General features: G+C 44.1%; 2 protein-coding genes. Both read right to left on the reverse strand.

What is annotated here, in order from left to right; all coding sequences use genetic code 11:
• The coding region (locus PLH26_RS21410; RefSeq protein WP_324588053.1) for a thioredoxin family protein at window positions 1-138 on the reverse strand (138 nt) is incomplete at its 3' end.
• Between the two features lie 142 nt (window positions 139-280).
• A partial coding sequence (locus tag PLH26_RS21415) for a DNA polymerase III subunit alpha (protein ID WP_324588052.1) occupies window positions 281-2,707 on the reverse strand: 2,427 nt, incomplete at its 5' end.

Genomic DNA, 2,707 nt, shown 5'->3' on the forward strand with positions numbered 1-2,707 from the left:
TTCTTTACTTAATTCTTCAATAACCGGACCGATCGCGCGGCAGGGGCCGCACCATTCTGCCCAAAAATCAATAACAGAAAGCTTATCAGAATCCAAAACCTTTTCCTGAAAGTTTGTGTCTGTAAATTCGAGTGCCATAGTAACGTAATTTTATTTTTTATTTTATTGTTTATTGTTCACTGTATGCCGACTGCATTAAGCATGCAAATTTAAGTCCATTGTCTGAAATAAGCTGATATGTCATTATCCACACCTGTGCATTAGACAATTTGGCTTCCCGTTATTTTTCCAAAGTGGTCACTTTCACGTCCATATCGGGATTGGCTTCCAGGAAAGCAGCCATTTCGTCATTCATTTCAAAACTTTTTTCTAATGTATACATGCCCACCTTCCAGTTCTGCCTCGGCTCTGCCAATATAAATTTAATGCCCGATTTGCCGGGAAAAGTTTTTACATTTTGATCAATAAAATCAATCATCTCCGCTTTTAACAGCTTGGGATGCAGTTCAACCTGCAATTGCCGCGTTAACAATTTTTTCACGGTTTCCAGCAGCATTACACCGTTAAGCTTAAATTCAAAATCTGTTGTACTGTTCCACCGTGCTTTAAAATTTCCTGTGGCGAAAAGTACGTTACCCGGGCTGAAGTGATCTTTGAACCGCACATAATCTTCTCCAAAAAGCGCCAGCTCGGTTTTACCCGAATAATCTTCCAGCGAAAAAACACCAAATTGTTTTCCATTGCGCGTGGTGCGGTGCTGGGCATCGGAAACCAGTCCGGCTATCCTGAATTGCCGGAAAGGATTGGGATGCATCAACAATGTTTCTTTAAATTCTATGAACTCCGATATCGTAGTGATGCCATAGTGCTTCATTTCAAACCTGAAATGATCCAGCGGGTGCCCGCTTAAAAAGATTCCCGTTATATTTTTTTCATGATCCAGCCATTCCGTTAAGGTCCAGGGTGTACAATCGGGCAGCTTTGGCGGCATTACATCGGGCATCTGTAAATCGCCAAACAGCGTATTGGCAGTGTTAACCGACTGGCTCTGATAAACATTACCGAATTTGATGATCTTTTCCAATCCCGTAGAAGTATCACCCTGCGGGATATAGAAATACTGTGCCCTGTGTATATCCGTGAAACAATCGAATGCACCCGAATATGCCAGGCATTCCAGCGATTTTTTATTCACAACACGCTGGTTAACCCTTTTTACCAGGTCGAATATGGATTTGTAATGGCCTTTTTTCCGTTCCTCAATGATGCCTTCTATAGCCGCCTCTCCTACTCCTTTCAATCCTCCCAGCCCAAAGCGTATTTCACCCTTTGCATTAACGGCAAATCCTTTTTGCGACTCGTTGATATCGGGGCCAAGCACCTTCAGCCCCATGCGCTTGCACTCTTCCATGAAGAAAGTTATTTTTTCAATAGCACCGGCATGGTTCAATACCGCCGCCATATATTCGGGCGGGTAATGCGCTTTTAAATAAGCGGTTTGATATGCCACAAAAGCATAGCAGGTAGAATGTGATTTATTAAACGCATACTGTGCAAAGGCTTCCCAGTCTGTCCATACTTTTTCGAGCACTTTGGCATCGTGTCCTTTTGCTGTAGCTCCATTAATGAATTGCGTCTTCATTTTATCCAGCACGGATTTTTGTTTTTTTCCCATGGCCTTGCGCAGCACGTCTGCATCGCCCTTGCTGAACCCGCCCAGCTTTTGGGAGAGCAGCATCACCTGCTCCTGGTATACGGTAATGCCGTATGTATCAGATAAAATTTCTTCCATTTCCGGCAGGTCATAGGTAATGGGTTCACGTCCGTGCTTGCGGTCGATAAAATTGGGGATATAGGCCAAAGGACCGGGACGGTATAAGGCGTTCATTGCAATGAGGTCGCCAAATTTGTCCGGCTTCAGTTCACGAAGGTATTTTTGCATGCCCACACTTTCAAACTGGAAGGTTCCGTTGGTATCTCCATGCTGATACAACCGGTATGTTTTTTCATCGTCTAACGGAATGGTATCCAGGTCAATTTCAACCCCATGATTTTGTTTGATGAGTTGCAACGCTGTTTTGAGAATGCTCAGCGTTTTTAAGCCCAGAAAGTCCATCTTAATTACACCGGCTTCCTCAATTACACTCCCCTCAATTTGTGTAACCCACAGATCAGAATCCTTGGCAACGGCCACCGGTAACAATTCCATTAAATCTTTAGGGGCTATAATAATGCCCGCTGCATGTATGCCCGTATTGCGTACGGAGCCCTCTAATATTTCGGCTTCATGCAATACTTTCGAATGCATATCGGCACCACTATAGAACTGGCGCAGCTTTTTTACATTCTCAAGATCATCCGACGACAATCCTTCCTTTTCTTCCAGCGACTTTTCGCCCTCTTTGGCATTAAGCGGCGCATGCAGTACCCGCTTCAGCGAAATACCCGGACGCTCAGGCACAAGCTTGGCCAATGCATTGGAATCGGACAAAGGCAGATCCATTACCCTTGCCACATCTTTAATGCTCATTTTAGCGGCCATGGTACCATAGGTGATGATCTGCGCTACCTGGTTTTTTCCGTATTTCTCAACAACATAATCAATCACTTTCTGCCTCCCCTCATCATCAAAATCCGTATCAATATCAGGCATGCTTTTACGGTCGGGATTCAGGAATCTTTCAAACAGCAGGTTGTATTTTATAGG

It is taken from the genome of Agriterribacter sp., from assembly GCF_035444585.1.
Lineage (GTDB): Bacteria > Bacteroidota > Bacteroidia > Chitinophagales > Chitinophagaceae > Agriterribacter.